Here is a 14330-nt window from a genome sequence, read left to right as displayed (position 1 = left end):
GCGTGCCGTCCGACCGGCTGCCTACCGTTCCGACCGTCCGTCCCAGCGAAGCGAGGACCCCACGTGATTCCCATGCCCACCCCACGCCGCGCCGCCGTCGTGGCCGCGAACCGCACCCCGTTCGGCAAGGCCGGCTCGGCCTACAACTCCCTGAGCCCGAAGGACCTGCTCACGGCCGCGATCGAGGGCCTCGTGGCCCGCACCGGCCTCGCGGGCGAGCGCCTGGACGAGGTCGCCGCGGGCGCCGTGCTCAAGCAGCCCAAGGACTTCAACCTCACCCGCGAGTCGGTCCTCGGCACCGCGCTCGACCCCACCACGCCGGCCTACGACGTCCAGCGCGCGTGCGCCACGGGCATGGAGGCCGCGGTCGGGGTGGCGAACAAGATCGCGCTCGGGCAGATCGAGGTCGGCGTCGCGGGTGGGACCGACTCGGCGTCGGACGCCCCGATCGTCGTCAGCGAGAAGCTGCGCCGGATCCTGCTCACGGCCTCGCGCGCCCGTTCCACCACCGACCGCCTCAAGGCGTTCGCAAAGATCCGGCCGGGCGACCTCGCGCCCGTCGCGCCCGACGTCAACGAGCCCCGGACCGGCCTGTCGATGGGTGAGCACCAGGCCCTGACGACCGCCGCGTGGGGGATCAGCCGGGAGGCGCAGGACGAGCTCGCGCTCGCCTCGCACCACAACCTCGCCGCCGCCTACGAGCGCGGGTTCTTCGACGACCTGCTCACCCCGTTGCGGGGCCTGACGAAGGACGAGGCGCTGCGCCCGGACACGTCGCTCGAGAAGCTGGGCAAGCTCAAGCCGGTCTTCGGCACGAAGAACCTGCCCGAGGGCGCGCCGCCGGCCACGATGACCGCCGGCAACTCGACCCCGCTGTCCGACGGCGCCTCCGCGGTCCTGCTCTCCTCCGACGAGTGGGCCACCGAGCGTGGCCTGCCCGTCCTCGCGCACGTGGTCGACGCGCAGCCCGGCGCGGTCTCCTTCGTCGACGGCGCGCAGGGCCTGCTCATGGGCGGCGCGTTCGCGATCCCTGCCCTGCTCGAGCGCACCGGCCTCACGCTCGCCGACTTCGACCTCGTCGAGATCCACGAGGCCTTCGCGTCCACCGTGCTCTCCACCCTGGCGGCGCTCGAGGACGAGACGTTCGCGCGCGAGCGCCTCGGCCGCAGCGAGCCGGTGGGCACCGTGGACCGCAGCCGCCTCAACGTGGCGGGCTCCTCGCTCGCCGCCGGGCACCCGTTCGCCGCGACCGGCGGCCGGATCGTCGGCACGCTGTCCAAGCTCCTCGCCGAGCGTGGCGAGTCCCAGGTCCGCCCCGGCGAGAAGGCCCTCGGCCTCATCTCGGTGTGCGCGGCCGGCGGCCAGGCCGTCGCCATGATCTTGGAGGCGGCGTGAACGACTCCTACCTCTCCTTCGTCAACGGCGGTGCCGGCCAGGCGGTCGCCAAGCAGCTCGGCCTGCCCCGGCCCGCCGTGCTGCGCCGCACCGACGACCTCACGGCGGTCGACTCCCCGCTGACGCCGGGGCCGGTTCTCGTCCTCACCGACGGGTCCGACGCCGCGCGGGTCGACTCCGAGGCACTGGTGGAGCACCTGCTCGCCTGGGGCGCCGACGTCCGCCGCGACGCCGGTCCGGGGGCCTCGCGGAAGCTCGGCGCCGTCGTGCTCGTGGCGACCGGGCTCGAGCGGAGCGCCGACCTCACCGACCCGGCGCTCGAGGTGGGCGGGACGCTGCGCGACCTCGCGCCGAACGGGCGGGTGCTCGTCATCTCGCGGGCCGCCGAGGAGGGGGACGCGCCGCGACTCGCGGCCGCCCGAGCCGGAGTGGACGGATTCGTCCGCTCGCTCGCCAAGGAGCTGCGCGCCGGGGCGACCGGGAACGCGATCGCCCTGGTCGGAGGCGCGTCTGCGGGCGATCCGTCGCCGGCCGGTGCCGCACGGTTCCTGCTGTCCGCGCGCTCGGCGTTCGTCGACGGTCAGATCCTCAGCGCCGGTCCCGGCGGGGAGGCGCCCGCGGACTGGGCGCGCCCGCTCACGGGTCTCGTCGTCGCGGTGACCGGTGCCGCGCGCGGCATCGGCGCGGAGATCGCCCGCGTGGCCGCCCGGGACGGCGCCCACGTCGTCGGCATCGACGTGCCCTCCGCCGGGGAGGCCCTCGCCTCCACGGTCAACAAGGCCGGCGGTATCGCCGTGCAGCTCGACGTCACGCGCGAGGACGCCGCGGAGAAGATCCTCGCCGCCGCCCACGCGCGGTACGGCCGGCTCGACGTGGTGGTGCACAACGCCGGGATCCTGCGGGACAAGCTTCTGGCCAACATGACCGAGGACCGGTTCGCCGACCTGCTCGCGGTCAACATCGCCGCTCCCGTGACGATGAACGAGACGTTCGCGGAGCCCGGCGTGCTCGGCGACGCCACGCACGCGCCGCGGATCATCTCGCTGGCCTCGACCTCCGGCATCGCCGGCAACCGCGGCCAGACGAACTACGGGTACGCGAAGTCCGGGATCATCGGGATGACCCGCGCGCTGGCGCCGCTCATGGCGGCCTCCGGCGGGACGGCCAACGCCGTGGCCCCGGGGTTCATCGAGACGGACATGACGGCGAAGATCCCGCCGGTGCCGCGGCAGATGTCAAGGCGCATGTCGTCGCTGCAGCAGGGCGGGCTCCCGGTCGACGTGGCCGAGGCGATCGCGTTCCTCGCCTCCCCGCAGGCCGGGGGCATCAACGGTGAGGTGCTGCGCGTGTGCGGCCAGCTCCTCGTGGGGAAGTGATCCCGCGATGACCAACGGGACGTACCACCCGGAGCCGTCGGGCGACCTCCCCGGTGCGACGAACAAGGGGATGTCCGCCGGTGATCGGTCCGGCTCCCTCCCCCGTTCGGCGAGCGAGCAGACCTCTCCGCGGCACGCGAGCGCATCGCCGTACACGCGCGAGGGGACGCTGGACTCCGACCGGAACAGCGGAGAAACCTCCGACGACGACGGTGCGTTCTTCGGTCCTCCGTCGTCGTTCCGGGTCGAGGAGGTCGGGGACGTCCCGCCGCTCGGGGCCACCTACCGGACCGTGCTCGGGCGCTCGGCGCAGGCCGTCCTCGCCTCGCGGCCGGCGGCGGGGCTGCCCGAGGTGGCGCTGGCTGCCGGTCCCGTCCGGGCCGACGCCGCGCACCTCACCGCGTACCAGCACCTCGTGGGCGCGCCCGTGGACGACACGCTGCCCCCGGGCTTCGTGCACGTCCTCGCGTTCCCGTTGGCCGTGGCACTCATGGCGCGGGCGGACTTCCCGTTCTCGCCGCTCGGCATGATCCACGTGTCCAACCGGATCACGCAGACGCGGCCGGTGCGCCTCGGCGAGGAGCTCACCGTGACCGCCTGGGCGCACGACGCGCGGGAGCACAAGCGGGGGACGACGGTCGATCTGTCGGTCCTCGCACGCACCTCGAAGGGCGAGCCCGTGTGGTCCGGACGAGCGACGTACCTGGCCAAGGGCTCGGCTCCGACCGGACTCGACCGCGGGCCGGCAGCCGAGGAGCGGCCGCGCGTCGAGATCCCGCACCGTCCGCAGGCGCTGTGGGCGGTCTCCGAGAGCGACATCCACACCTATGCACAGGTCTCGGGGGATCGCAATCCGATCCACACCTCCCGTTTGGGAGCTCGCGCCTTCGGGTTCCCGCGGCGCATCGCGCACGGCATGTACACCGCCGCGCGAGCGCTCCACGCGGCCGGTCGCCCCGGGTCCACCACGTGGGAGGTCGAGTTCGGATCGCCGGTGATTCTTCCGGCGAAGGTGGCGTATGCGCAGGTCAACGATGTGATGCGGGCATCAGGGACGCCCCACGCGGGGGCTGTCGAGCATCGCGAGGCTGATAACGGGCCGATCACAACCCGGAGCGTGGTATGGGACCCCAAGCGCGGCAAGGTCCACGCGACGACCGTCGTGACGACCGCGGGGAGCTGACCGACCGCCGGCTTGTCCACAGGCTGTGTCCACACCCGTGTGCACACACCCGTGGACAAGCCGAACATCCTGTGGAGCACGGCCCGACACCGGTCCGTCACCCACCGGACACCTGGTCGTTCGGCCCCGTTATGGCTGCGTGCGGGGTGCGGGAACACCACTGCTGATCAGGGCAGTCACACCAGCATCCCGCACCACTGGAGCACCTCACGACACGTCCGTGAGAGCCGAGTCGCTCCCCACCGGAATGAGTTCGGCCACCGGCAGGGCCCGACCTACGCTGGCGCCCATGTCTGCCACCCTGCGCGCGATCGGGCTGCGCGCCCTCCGGGGCCCACGCGAGCTGTTCTCGGACCTCGACCTGACCGTCGCACCGGGCGAGGTGTGGGGCCTCGCGGGTCCCAACGGCGCGGGCAAGTCGACCTTGCTCGAGATTCTTGCCGCGGCCGACACGCGTTCGCTGGACCACACTCTCGACCATGGGGGCGGACAGGCCGATACGACCGGACGAGCCCCCAACCGCAATCTCGACGAGAGCGCCGGCACGCGGGCCACCAACCGCAATCTCGACGACAGCACGGCCGGGTCGGGTGCTCCCAACCGCAATCTCGACGACGGGGGGCCGGAGGTCAGCGGGCAGGTGGTGCTCGCACCCCCGACGGCGACCGTCGGGCTTCTCGCCCAGGAGCCCGACCGCCGGCCCGGCGAGACGCTCCCGGCGATGATCGGGCGCCGCACGGGCGTCGCGGCGGCAGAGGCCGAGATGAACGACGCCGCGGCCGCGCTCGCCACCACCGATCCGGGCCGCGCTGCCGAGGACCGGTACGCGACCGCGCTCGACAGATGGCTCGCCCTCGGTGGCGCCGACCTGGCCGAACGCACGGCGGAGGTCGTCTCCCGGCTCGGGCTGGCCGCCGAGCTCGACGCCGCGACCACCACGCTCTCGGGCGGCGAGGCGGCCCGCGCGTCGCTCGCCGTGCTCCTCCTCCAGCGCTACGACATCCTCCTGCTCGACGAGCCCACCAACGACCTCGACCTCGCCGGGCTCGAGCAGCTCGAGACGTTCGTGGCGGGGGCGCGGCAGGGCATCGTCGTCGTCAGCCACGACCGCGAGTTCCTCGCGCGCACGACCACCGGCATCGTCGAGATCGACTCCGCGCAGCACCAGGTGTCCGTCTACGACGGCGGCTACGAGTCCTACCTGGCCGAACGCGCCGTGGCCCGCCGCCGGGCCCGCGAGGCCTACGACGCCTACGCCGACAAGGTCTCCGGCCTCAAGGCCCGCCACCAGCAGCAGAAGGAGTGGACCTCCACGGGCATCCGGAACGCCCGCAAGAAGGCCACCGACGGCGACAAGCACATCATCCACGCAGCCAAGGCCCGCACCGAGAAGCTCGCGGCGAAGATCTCCCAGACCGAGCGCGCGATCGAACGCCTCGAGGAGGTCCCCGAGCCCCGCAAGGAGTGGCAGCTGCGGATGACGGTGGCCGAGGCGCCGCGCTCGGGCACGGTCGTCGCCACGCTCGACGACGCCGTCGTCACCCTCGGCTCCGCAGCCACCTCACCGCTCGCCGGCGCCGCAGGCTCCGCTCGCCCCACGGACACGCCCCACGACGCCGCAGCTCACCAGCCCTTCGCGGGCACCTTCACGCTCGGGCCGGTCACCGCCGAGATCTCGTGGGGCGACCGCGTGGTGCTCACGGGCGCGAACGGCTCGGGGAAGTCGACCCTGCTCGCGCTCCTGCTCGGGCGGCTCGCCCCCGACGAGGGCCGGGCATCGCTCGGGTCGGGCGTCGTCGTCGGGGAGGTGGATCAGGCCCGCGACACCTTCGACGGCAACGAGCCTCTGACCAGGACGTTCACCGACGCCTCCGGCCTCTCTCCCGAAGATTCCCGCACGCTGCTCGCCAAGTTCGGGCTCGCCGGCGACCGCGCGACGCGACCGTCAGGCTCCCTCTCCCCCGGCGAGCGCACCCGCGCCGCGCTCGCGCTCCTCCAGGCGCGCGGGGTCAACTTCCTCGTGCTCGACGAGCCGACGAACCACCTCGACCTGCCCGCCGTCGAGCAGCTCGAGCAGGCCGTCGACTCGTTCGGCGGCACCGTCCTGCTGGTGACGCACGACCGCCGGATGCTCGGCGGCGTGCGTGCGACGCGGCGTTGGCACATGGACGCCGGCCGGCTCACCGAGACGGACTGAACCTAGGGGCGCCGGGCCGAGCGACACGGGGCAGACGCAGATCGCCCCCGCTGCTCACCGGGAGGCGGTGCGCAGTGGGGGCGACCAGAGACGATCGACCTCCAGACGCCCCTCAGACCTGCGGAGGCGCCCCGAGCTTCTCGCGGCGCATCCGGTGGAGGATCGGCTCGGTGTACCCGTTGGGCTGGTCCGCACCCTCGACGATCAGGGCCCGCGCGGCCCGGAAGGCCACACCGGGACCGTCGGCACCGATGAGCGCCTCGTAGTTCGGGTCGCCGGCGTTCTGCTCGTCGACCACGGGGGCGAGGCGCTGCAGGGCGTCGTCGACGTCGGCCACCGTGATCACGCCGTGGTGCAGCCAGTTCGCCAGGAGCTGCGAGGAGATCCGCAGAGTGGCGCGGTCCTCCATGAGCGCGATGCCGTTGATGTCCGGGACCTTCGAGCAGCCGACGCCCTGGTCGATCCAGCGCACCACGTAGCCGAGGATCGACTGGACGTTGTCGTCGAGCGACGAGCGCACGTCGTCGTCGGAGAGGTCCTGGTCCGTCAGCGGCGGGACGAGGATCGGGTCGACGCTCTGCGGCTCGCGGCCGGTGATCTCGGCGCGCACGGCGTCGACGTCGACCTCGAGGTAGTGCAGCGCGTGGAGCGTGGCGGCCGTCGGCGAGGGGACCCAGGCGGTGTTCGCGCCCGTGCGGGGGTGGGCGCCCTTCTGCTCGAGCATGTCCGCCATGAGGTCGGGCGCCGCCCACATCCCCTTGCCGATCTGCGCCTTGCCGGAGAACCCGGCACGCAGGCCCGCGTCGACGTTGGCCGTCTCGTAGGCGGCCATGAGCTCGAGGCCCTTGATCTGACCCTTGGGCAGGACGACGCCGGCGTGCAGGGAGGTGTGGATCTCGTCGCCCGTGCGGTCGAGGAAGCCGGTGTTGATGAACGCCACGCGGTCCGCGGCCTCGGCGATCGCGGCACGGAGGTTGACGGTGGTGCGCCGCTCCTCGTCCATGATGCCCATCTTGATCGTGCCGTGCTCGAGGCCGAGGAGCGCCTCGACGCGGGAGAAGAGCTCGGCCGCGAACGCGACCTCCGCCGGCCCGTGCATCTTGGGCTTGACGACGTAGATCGAGCCCTCGCGCGAGTTCGTGCCCGCGCGCTCGCCGGACAGGTCCGGGAGGGTACCGAGCGCGGTGATCGCGGCGTCGAGGATGCCTTCGAACACGTCCTGCCCCTCGGCGTCCTTCACCGCGTCCGTGCGCATGAGGTGGCCGACGTTGCGGATCCACAGCAGGGAGCGGCCCGGGAGCACCACGGGCGAGCCGTCGGCGCCGGTGTACTCGCGGTCGGGGTTGAGGGAACGGGTGAAGGTGCGGCCGTTCTTCGTCACCTCCTCCGTCAGCGTGCCGCTGACGAGCTCGCGCCAGTTGCGGTAGCCGAGGACCTTGTCCGCCGGCACGACGGCGGCCACCGAGTCCTCGAGGTCCATGATCGTGGAGATCGCGGACTCGATGACGATGTCCTGCACGCCCGCCGAGTCGGTGGCGCCGATCGCGCCCGAGTGGTCGACGACGAGCTCGAGGTGCAGCTTGTTGTGGACGAGGAGCACGGTGGCCGGGGCGGCGGCGTCGCCCGTGTAGCCGACGAAGGCACTCGGGTCGGCGAGGCCGGTGGTCGAACCGGCGTCGCCGGAGCCGGCGAGGTCGACGCGCAGCACGCCGTCCTCGACCCGGTAGGCGGTGGCGTCGGCGTGCGAGCCGCTCTCCAGCGGGACGGCCTGGTCGAGGATCTCGCGGCCGCGGCGCACGACCTCCGCCGCGCGGACGGTGTTGAACTCCGCGCCGCGGGCGAGCTCGCCCTCGTCGGCGATCGCGTCCGTGCCGTAGAGCGCGTCGTAGAGCGAGCCCCATCGGGCGTTCGCGGCGTTGATGGCGAAGCGGGCGTTGAGGAGGGGCACCACGAGCTGCGGGCCGGCGACGTCGGCGACCTCGGTGTCGACCTTCGTCGTCGTGATGGTGAAGTCCGCCGGCTCCTCGACGAGGTAGCCGATCTCCCGCAGGAACTCCGTGTACTTCGCGGGGTCCGGCAGGCCGGGCTGGTCCTTGTGGTACTGGTCGATCGCGGCCTGGAGCTCGTCGCGCACGCCGAGCAGGCGGCGGTTCTCCGGCGTGAGGTCGGCGATGATCGAGGCGAGGCCGCCCCAGAAGGCGTCGGCGTCGATGCCGGTGCCGGGCAGGGCCTCGTCCTCGACGAAGGCGGCCAGCGGCGCGTAGACGTCCAGGCCTGCGCGCTCGACCCGATCGTCGGCCCCTGGCGCGCCGGCGGACTGTGCGGTCGTCATCTCGTGGACTCCTTGGCTCGAGGTGCGGTCACGGCGGTCCGGCACCACCTCGCGGCGGCCGCCATGGGGCCAGCCTACGGACTGCCGGAAATCCTCATACGAGGGTAATCCACTGAGCGGAAAGCCGGTTCCGAATCGTGGGGACAACGGGGGTCAGGCACGTCCGAAGACCTCGTCGGCGCAGGTCATGACGCCACCGGGGCGGAGCGACGACGGGTCGGGGATCTGGTCCAGCACCCGACACGCCCTTGCCAGTGAGGCGAGCCTTACCTGACTCGTCGGTCATGTGCCTCTGCGACGCCGGCCCCCACCCGCACGTCCTCCTGGTCGGCGAGCAGGGCGACATCCCCTATATCCGCTCGGTCCTCGACCGCCTGCCCGAGAATGCGTACGGCCAGGTCTACCTCGAGGTCGACACCGACGAGCACGTCGCAGCGCTCGACGCGCCCGTCCGGGTCGGCGTCCGGTGGCTGACCCGGGCCCGGGTCGGCGACGAGGCACGTCTCCTACCCCGCGGCGCGCGGGTGGAACGTGCCGTGCGCGCGTGGCTGTCCGAGTGGCTGTGCGACGCGCCCGACGAGGGGCCGATCGTCGTGTGGGTCGGCGGGGCGGACAACCTGCGGCTCGCCGAGCTCCACCTCGAGCTGCACGCCCGGATCCACGAGCACCACCACGCGCAGGCCCACCGGCGCCACCCCTGACTCAGAAGGCGAGGACGATGCGCCCGCGCACGCCGCCGGCCTCGAGCCTGCGGTGCGCCTCGGGCGCCTCCTCCTTCGACAGCACTGCGGCCACCCGCAGCGTGACGGTGCCGGACTCGGCCTGCTTGCGCAGCTGGTCGAGCTTCGCCCGCTCCTGGGCGTAGTCGCCGACGAAGATCGGGGCGAACGTGACGCCTCGGTCGGCCTTCTCGTCGTAGCCGCGCACCGTGACGATCGTGGCGCCGTCCTTCACCGCCGGCACGAGGGCCGCGTCGAGCAGCGCACCGTCGACGGCGCCGTCGACGCCCTCCGGGTACCGCTCGCGGACGCGGTCGGCGAAGTCGTTCCCGCGGGGCAGCACGACGTCGGCGCCGAGCTCCCGCACGAGCTCCTCGTCCTTGTCGGCGGCGTCGGCGACGACCGTGAGGCCGTCGGCCCTCGCCAGCTGCACGACGTAGCCGCCCATCGCTCCGGCCGCACCGGAGACGGCCAGGACGCCGCCGCGCGGCAGGGCGAGCGTGTCGAGGGCGAGGCGCGCGGTGAGGCCGTTCATCGGGAGCGAGGCGGCCAGCGCGTGGCTGGTCTCGCGGGGAGCCGCCACGACCGAGTCCGCGGGGAGCACGACCTTCTCCGCGTAGGCGCCGTGCGTGCCGCTGGGCACGACGATGCCCATCACGCGGTCCCCGACCTTCAGCGTGGTCTGCGTGTCCGGCCCGATCTCCTCGAGGACGCCGGCGACGTCCATGCCCGGCACGAGGGGCATGTCCCCGGCGGCGCGCCGGGACGTGCCGGCGCGACGGGTCGTGTCCGTGGGGTTGACCGCCGCCGCATGGACGCGGACGAGGAGCTCGCCCTCGCCCGGCGTCGGGTCGGGCAGGTCGAGGACCTCGAGCACGTCGGGTCCGCCGGTCGTTGTCAGTCCGATGGCCTTCATACCGCCGCCAACAGGGGTGGCGCGCGAGACATTCCAGGGTGGGGCGTGAGGCGGGCGGGTTTCGTCGTCGTTCATCGTCGAGATTGCGGTTCGTGCACGTCGAGATTGCGGTTGGGAGCCCGAGGCTGGTCGAGAGTGAGGCTCAGGCCGCGCGGCGCCCGTCTCCGGCGTGTCGAGAGTGCGGCTCAGACCGCGCGCATGTGCAGGTTCTTGGGCGCCCTCCCGCGATTCAGGGCCTGATCCCCCGGCGTTCGCGTCCGCTTCACCTCGCCGGGGCAGAGTCCGGCCCCATGGCATCCACCTCCCGCATCCGGGCCCTCGTCACCATTCCCGCCCTCGCCCTTCTCCTCGCCGCGTGCGGGGAGGGCACCGACGACGGCGCCCTCGAGGACGACGGCGCGAACGAGTCGGAGGCCGGCAGCGAGGAGACCGCGTCCGACGAATCCCCGTCCGACGACGCCGATCCCGGCACCGAACCCGGGTCGACCGACGCCGCCGGGCTGCGGGTCGCCGTGGCCACGAACGAGCCGTGGGGCGCCTACCACGTCGAGCACGTCGCCGACGAGATCGAGGCCCAGGGCGGCACGATCGAGCTGATCGTCCCCGACATGTCCGAGGTGGACGAGGAGGCCGCGGTCGCCTCCGTCCCGCTGGACGACGCCGATCCCGCCGACTACGACCTGCTGGTGGTCAACGGTGCCGAAGAGTGGCCGGCCGAGGTGGTCGAGGCGTTCGAGGACCTGCCGGTCGTGGCCAGCAGCACCGCTTACCTCGAGGCCGAGGAGGCCCCCTTCGCCGACGACATCCGGCCGCGACTCACCGCGGTGACGGCCGGCTCCCCCGCCGAGCAGGAGACCTTCGCGGTGTACCTCGGCGTCGACGAGGAGGACATCGAGGTGGTCGGCGGCCCGGAGCTGGACGAGACACCCGAGTGGCAGCCGGAGCCGGACACCGTCCTCATCCTCACCAGCGTCACGCACCCGGACGAGACCGGTGGAGCCGCGCCGGGCGCCGAGCTCCTGCTGGACACCGCGCACGCGCTGAGCGACGAGGGGTACGAGATCCTCGTCGGGATGCACCCGCGCGAGGACGCGTCCCTGTGGGAGGAGTTCGAGATCGCCGAGGAGGGTTCGGTGGAGGCGGCGGCGCGCGCCGAGGTCGCCGTCGGCATCCCCGGGAGCGTGTTCCCCAAGATCGCGGCGATCGGGACGCCGCTGGTCGGGACGGTCGACGCGGAGCTCGAGGTCCCCGAGTACCTCACCACCACCGGCGCGATGGTCGACACCGTGGAGGACGCACTGGCCGCCGTGGAGGACGCGGAGCCGCTCACGGGCGACGAGCTCGAGTTCGTCGTCGGCCCGCTCGGTCAGGCCGGCCCGGACCTCGTCGACGCCTGGGCGGAGGGCTCCCGGCTGACCCCCGAGGACGCCGACCTCTGACTCGAGGGTTCGCGGCCGGTGCGGTTCGTGCACGTCGAGATTGCGGTTCGTCGTCGTCGAGATTGCGGTTGGGAGCCCGACACCAGTCGAGAGTGGGGTTCGTCGTCGTGCTCGTTCCGACGACGCGCCCCTACGCGCGGCCGTGGAAGACGTCGTAGCGCAGGCGCACGGTCCCGTTGCCGAACCGCCGCTCGCTCGTCAGCCGCAGGTCGAGCGCCACGTCGTCGGGCAGGAACCGCAGTCCCCCGCCGAGGGCGACCGGCCAGAGGTACATCCCCACCTCGTCGACGAGGCCGGCACGCAGCGCCTGAGCGGCGAGGGTGGGCCCGTTGACGGTGATGTTCGTCGTCGTCGAGTCCTTGAGCTCGCGGACCCGGGCCGGGTCGAAGGTCCGCTCGACGCGCGTGCGCCGCGTGGGGACGACTCCGAGGGTCGCGGAGTGCACGACCTTCTCCGCGGCCTGCCAGAGACGGGCGAACTCGGCGTTCCCGGCGGACTCGGCGGCGATCGCGGGATCCGTCTCCCACACGCTCATCAGCTAGTAGATGCGGCGGCCGTAGAGGTAGGTGCCGACCTCGGCCGTGTCGGCGTTGAACGCGGCCATCACCTCGGCGCTCGGCTCGGCCCACCCGGGGCTGCCGTCCGGGCCGGCGACGTAGCCGTCGAGCGAGACGTTCATCCAGTAGATCAGGCGGCCCATCGTGGTGACTCCGTCGTGGCGGCGGTGGGGTGGCGGGGGTTCGTCGTCGGGCTCGTTCCCGGGTGTCCGGGGTGTCCCCGGGGTGAGCCGTGCTCAGTCGCGGGCGTGGACGACGTCGTACTCGAGGAACACGATCCCTCGCCCGACCACGCGGTCGCGGCGCAGCGTGAGGTCGAGGCGCAGGTCGTCGGGGAGGAAGCGGAGGCCGCCGCCGATCGAGACGGGGTAGATCACGGGCATGACGGCGTCGACGAGGCCGTGCCGCAGCGCGTGGGCGGCAAGCGTGGGGCCGTCGATCGTGAGGTCCTCGTCGGAAGCGTCCTTGAGCGCGCGGATCTCGGCGGGGTCGAACGTGCGGCGCAGCTCGGTGCGCGCCGTGATGGGGTCGGAGAGCGTGGTCGAGAAGACGACCTTGTCGGCGCGCTGCCAGATCTGCGCGAACTCCGCGGCCTCGGGGCCCTGCTCGGCGATCGACGGGTCCGTCTCCCAGACGTGCATCATCTCGTACATGCGGCGGCCCATGAGGTACGTCCCGACGTCGGACATCGCGTCGTTCATCGCCTGGTGGTCGCCGGCCTCGGGGGCGGCCCAGGAGAAGTCGCCGGCCGGGTCCTGCACGTAGCCGTCGAGGGAGACCTGCATCGAGTAGAGGAGCCGTCCCATGGCCGTTCCGATCGTCGTCGAGTGGGGGGCTACGTTCGCGCGTGGTCCCGTGCGGAGGAACGTACTCCTCGTGCGCGGGTCGCGCAGGGGGAAACTCGCACGACGACGAGCTTCCCGCGCGCTACGTCATCGAGATTGCGGTTGGGAGCTCGAACCCAAGTCGCCGTGAGGTCCGCGCGCTACGTCATCGAGATTGCGGTTGGGAGCCCGAACCCGGTCCGCTTGACGCGTGGCGGCAGACCTACACCGCACTCTCGACCATTGGCGCCCGGCTAAGCCGCACTCTCGACCACTGGCGCGCAGCTCCCAACCGCAATCTCGACGTGCACCAACCGCAATCTCGATGAAAGACGCGGGGGTCAGGCGGGGATGAGCGACTCGATCGCGCTGCGGAAGAGCTCGAGGCCGTCGGTGCCCGCGCGCACACCCGCGGCCGTGTCCGGCCCGAAGCCCTTCTCCACGGCGTGCTCCGGGTGCGGCATCAGCCCCACCACGCGGCCGGACGCGTCGGACACGCCGGCGATGTCGCAGAACGACCCGTTGGGGTTGACCCCGACGTACTCGAAGACGACGCGCCCCTCGGCGGCGAGCTCATCGAGCGTCTCGTCGGTGGCGACGTACCGACCCTCACCGTTCTTCAGCGGGACGACGATCTCCTGGCCCGCCTCGAACAGATTCGTCCACGCGGTCCGGTCCGACACGACGCGCAGCCGCTGCTCCCGGCACACGAACCGCTGCCGGTCGTTGCGCACGAGCGCCCCGGGCAGCAGGTGCGCCTCGCACAGCACCTGGAAGCCGTTGCAGATGCCGAGCACCGGCGTGCCCGCGCGGGCGGCGTCCACGACCGAGCGGATGACCGGCGCAAGGGCCGCGATCGCCCCGGCGCGCAGGTAGTCGCCGTAGGAGAACCCGCCGGGCAGGACCACGGCGTCGACCCCCTGGAGGTCCGCCTCCGCGTGCCACAGGGCCACCGGCTCCGCACCGGCGAGGCGCACCGCGCGGGCGGCGTCGACGTCGTCGAGGGTGCCGGGGAAGGTGACCACCCCGATGCGAGCGGTCACTGCGCGACCTGGGTGCCGGCGTCGGGCGTGGTGGTACCGGCCGTCCCGGCCGGGACGGTGCCCGACGCCGCAGCCTCCTCCGCGCGCACGCTCACCACGTCCTCGATCACCGGGTTGGACAGCACGTCCGCGGCGGCCCGACGGGCGGCCTCGAGGTGGGCATCGGTGACGTCCCCCTCGACGGTCAGCTCGAACCGCTTGCCCTGACGCACGGCGACGCCGGCGATCCCCTGGTGCTCGAGCGCGCGGGCGACGGCCTTGCCCTGCGGGTCGAGGATCTCCGGCTTCGGCATGACGTCGACGACGATGCGGCCCATGTGGTGTCCTTCCTGACGGCTGGCCCCAGCGT

13 protein-coding genes are annotated in these 14330 nt (G+C 72.8%); 6 read left to right on the top strand and 7 right to left on the bottom strand.

Going from position 1 to position 14330, the window contains the following annotated elements; all coding sequences use genetic code 11:
- Positions 1 to 72: 72 nt before the first annotated feature.
- From ACZLMO_RS13660 to ACZLMO_RS13645, 4 genes are all read left to right on the top strand, one after another.
- Positions 73 to 1395 carry an acetyl-CoA C-acetyltransferase gene (locus tag ACZLMO_RS13660; RefSeq protein ID WP_463654066.1) on the top strand — a complete coding sequence of 441 codons (1323 nt, stop codon included), beginning with the start codon at positions 73 to 75 and terminating at the stop codon, positions 1393 to 1395.
- Positions 1392 to 2771 (top strand): 3-oxoacyl-ACP reductase, encoded by a 1380-nt coding sequence (locus ACZLMO_RS13655; protein WP_463654065.1) that lies wholly within the window; start codon positions 1392 to 1394, stop codon positions 2769 to 2771. The genes ACZLMO_RS13660 and ACZLMO_RS13655 overlap by 4 nt, the downstream gene beginning before the upstream one ends.
- Before the next feature lie 7 nt (positions 2772 to 2778).
- On the top strand, positions 2779 to 3954 hold the full coding sequence (locus ACZLMO_RS13650) for a MaoC/PaaZ C-terminal domain-containing protein (RefSeq protein WP_463654064.1): 1176 nt from the start codon (positions 2779 to 2781) through the stop codon (positions 3952 to 3954).
- A 289-nt stretch (positions 3955 to 4243) separates the two neighbouring features.
- Positions 4244 to 6151, top strand: coding sequence for an ABC-F family ATP-binding cassette domain-containing protein (locus ACZLMO_RS13645; protein WP_463654063.1), 1908 nt, complete (start codon positions 4244 to 4246; stop codon positions 6149 to 6151).
- A gap of 112 nt (positions 6152 to 6263) precedes the next feature.
- Here ACZLMO_RS13645 and ACZLMO_RS13640 read toward each other — a convergent pair whose 3' ends face one another.
- Positions 6264 to 8483, bottom strand: a complete 2220-nt coding sequence (locus tag ACZLMO_RS13640) for a malate synthase G (protein WP_463654062.1) — start codon at positions 8481 to 8483, stop codon at positions 6264 to 6266.
- A gap of 284 nt (positions 8484 to 8767) precedes the next feature.
- Between ACZLMO_RS13640 and ACZLMO_RS13635 the strand changes: the two genes are divergently transcribed.
- Complete coding sequence (locus ACZLMO_RS13635) at positions 8768 to 9184, top strand: SIP domain-containing protein (protein WP_463654061.1); 417 nt, start codon at positions 8768 to 8770, stop codon at positions 9182 to 9184.
- Between the two features lies 1 nt (position 9185).
- On the opposite strand, the gene ACZLMO_RS13630 is transcribed toward ACZLMO_RS13635, so the two are convergent.
- Positions 9186 to 10118 (bottom strand): NADP-dependent oxidoreductase, encoded by a 933-nt coding sequence (locus tag ACZLMO_RS13630; RefSeq protein ID WP_463654060.1) that lies wholly within the window; start codon positions 10116 to 10118, stop codon positions 9186 to 9188.
- A gap of 290 nt (positions 10119 to 10408) precedes the next feature.
- Between ACZLMO_RS13630 and ACZLMO_RS13625 the strand changes: the two genes are divergently transcribed.
- A complete protein-coding gene (locus tag ACZLMO_RS13625) occupies positions 10409 to 11557 on the top strand; it encodes a hypothetical protein (protein WP_463654059.1) in 1149 nt (382 codons plus the stop codon).
- 130 nt (positions 11558 to 11687) lie between these two features.
- Here ACZLMO_RS13625 and ACZLMO_RS13620 read toward each other — a convergent pair whose 3' ends face one another.
- From ACZLMO_RS13620 to ACZLMO_RS13600, 5 genes are all read right to left on the bottom strand, one after another.
- A complete protein-coding gene (locus tag ACZLMO_RS13620) occupies positions 11688 to 12092 on the bottom strand; it encodes a dihydrofolate reductase family protein (protein WP_463654058.1) in 405 nt (134 codons plus the stop codon).
- A 3-nt stretch (positions 12093 to 12095) separates the two neighbouring features.
- Positions 12096 to 12257 (bottom strand): dihydrofolate reductase family protein, encoded by a 162-nt coding sequence (locus ACZLMO_RS13615; protein WP_463654057.1) that lies wholly within the window; start codon positions 12255 to 12257, stop codon positions 12096 to 12098.
- Positions 12258 to 12350: 93 nt separating this feature from the next.
- Positions 12351 to 12920, bottom strand: coding sequence for a dihydrofolate reductase family protein (locus ACZLMO_RS13610; protein ID WP_463654056.1), 570 nt, complete (start codon positions 12918 to 12920; stop codon positions 12351 to 12353).
- A gap of 359 nt (positions 12921 to 13279) precedes the next feature.
- A complete protein-coding gene (gene purQ / locus ACZLMO_RS13605; protein ID WP_463654055.1) occupies positions 13280 to 13981 on the bottom strand; it encodes a phosphoribosylformylglycinamidine synthase subunit PurQ in 702 nt (233 codons plus the stop codon).
- Entirely contained in the window at positions 13978 to 14298 is a 321-nt protein-coding gene (locus ACZLMO_RS13600; RefSeq protein ID WP_425715385.1) for a phosphoribosylformylglycinamidine synthase subunit PurS, read from the bottom strand. Before ACZLMO_RS13600 ends, purQ begins: the two co-directional genes overlap by 4 nt.
- Positions 14299 to 14330: the final 32 nt, after the last annotated feature.

It is taken from the genome of Georgenia sp. G2120 (genome assembly GCF_055326485.1).
The sequence above is the reverse complement of the archived record's forward strand: the minus strand, read 5'-3'. Positions and strand labels throughout refer to the sequence as shown.